Annotated in this window: 1 protein-coding gene and 1 pseudogene; both read right to left on the bottom strand. The window is 76.6% G+C overall.

The annotated features are described in order from the left end of the window. Positions 1-67 precede the first annotated feature (67 nt). Entirely contained in the window at positions 68-1,315 is a 1,248-nt protein-coding gene (locus C1J00_RS42985; protein WP_102914188.1) for an aminotransferase class I/II-fold pyridoxal phosphate-dependent enzyme, read from the bottom strand. A gap of 181 nt (positions 1,316-1,496) precedes the next feature. Further along, positions 1,497-1,711, bottom strand: a pseudogene (locus C1J00_RS42990) (hypothetical protein); the annotation flags it as partial.

Here is a 1,711-nt window from a genome sequence, read left to right on the forward strand (position 1 = left end):
GGGGAGGGGAGCGCGGGTTCGTCGGACTCCCGGGTGCTCGTGCTGGTGGTCGACTCGGACTGCTGCGTCATCGAGGAGGCTCCCATCGCTGAGCGTCGTCGCGAAGATCGTCGAAGACCGACTTCAGTTGGATCAACGAGCGGTGCACCTGCGGCAGTTCCGACGGCGTCGGCGAGGTGAGGCATTCCGCGCGTTCCGTGGCGGAACCGGCCACCAGTGCGCCGGTGGAAAGCCGCACGCGCGGGGCTTCGAGGTCGTCGCCGAAGCGGTGCCCGCCCGGGGCGGGCATGCCGAGGCGTGCGGTGAGGAAGTCCTCCAGTTCCTGTGCGTCACCCACGCCGTGTGCGGTCAGCGCGGGGCGCAGCGGAGCCAGGTCCACGTACAGGTGGCGGCCGGAGCGCGGGGGCCGGGCGAGGGCGCCCGCGGCGACGACCGCGGTGTGCGCCTCGGCCGCCAGGAGCGCGTGCAGGCGCACGGCGGTCGCCACGCGCGCGGTGACCGGTTCGGGCTCCCCCAGGGCGTACCCGGCCGCGGCGGCGACGGGCGCTGCGACGCGGGCGTCGAGGGCGGTGAGGACGTCGAGCACGCGCGCGTGGAGGCCCTCTCCGTCCTCCCCGGCCGGGAAGCGGGCCACGGCGGCCGGCCAGCCGGGCGGGAGCAGCGCCCCGGACAGGTCGGTGACGACGGTGACCCGGTCGGGCACCATCTCGGCGGGGCTGAGCAGTACGGTGTCGTGCGGGTCGTGCAGGGTGTCGCGCCAGGTTTCGTCGCTGACCAGGTGCAGGCCCTCGCCCTGGGCGGCCTCGACCGTCTCGTGGAGCAGTTCGGGAGGGGCGACGGTCGCCGTGGGGTCGTCGGCGACGGACAGCACGAGCAGCCGCGGATCGCCGCCCTCGGCGCGGACCCGGCGCACGGTCTCCAGCAGCGCGTACGGGTCCGGAACACCGCCGCTCTCCGGCGGGGTCGGCACATGGAAGGCGGGCCGCCCCAGCAGGCGTGCGTACGGCGCCCACCAGGCGGCGCAGGGTCGCGGTACGAGGACGTCGCCGCCGAGGGCGGCGGTCAGCGCGAGGAGCAGGGCGGGCGAGCCGGGGGCGGCGGCCACCCGGTCGGGGTCGCAGTGCAGTCCGCGGCGGTCCCAGTAGCCGCAGGCGGCCTCGCGCAGGGCCCGGCCGCCGCCGACCGGCTCGTGGCCGCCGCGGGACGCCGCGGCGGCGAGCACCGCGGACAGCTCCGGCAGGACGGGCAGCCCGTCCTCGGGGAGCGGCGGCCCGAACCGGACGGGGCCGTGACCTTCGGGGGCCGTGCGCCGCATCCGTACCTCCGCAGTGCCAGTGCCTGGTGCCGCCGTGTCGTGTCGTTGTTGCCTTCGGCACCTGAGTACCCAGAGTGCCGCCGCCCCATGGGCACCCGGCCCAGTCGTGACCGTCACAGCATGAGCGGGGCCGGGCCGGGGAAACCGGATCGTTCCGGCGCGCCGGTACGGGCCGGGCGGGTCAGCGGCGGGGGTCGCTCTCCCGGTTGCGCAGCCGGTGCACGGCGGCTGCGAACGCGCCCGCGATCAGCACCCCGCCCGCGGCCAGGGCGGGCACGGAGTCGGTGAAGGCGCCGCCGTCACCGGCCCGTACCCCGCGCTGGACCGGTGCCGCTTCGCACTCGGTGTGGTGGCGTTCGCGGTGGTCCGAGGGTTCGGGGCAGGGCTTGTGGGTGG

The sequence above is a fragment of the Streptomyces cahuitamycinicus genome (assembly GCF_002891435.1).
Lineage (GTDB): Bacteria > Actinomycetota > Actinomycetes > Streptomycetales > Streptomycetaceae > Streptomyces > Streptomyces cahuitamycinicus.

Bases quoted from the DNA above. Each gene is read 5' to 3' on its own strand.
- C1J00_RS42985 (WP_102914188.1), bottom strand. From the start codon at position 1,315: ATGCGGCGCACGGCCCCCGAAGGTCACGGCCCCGTCCGGTTCGGGCCG.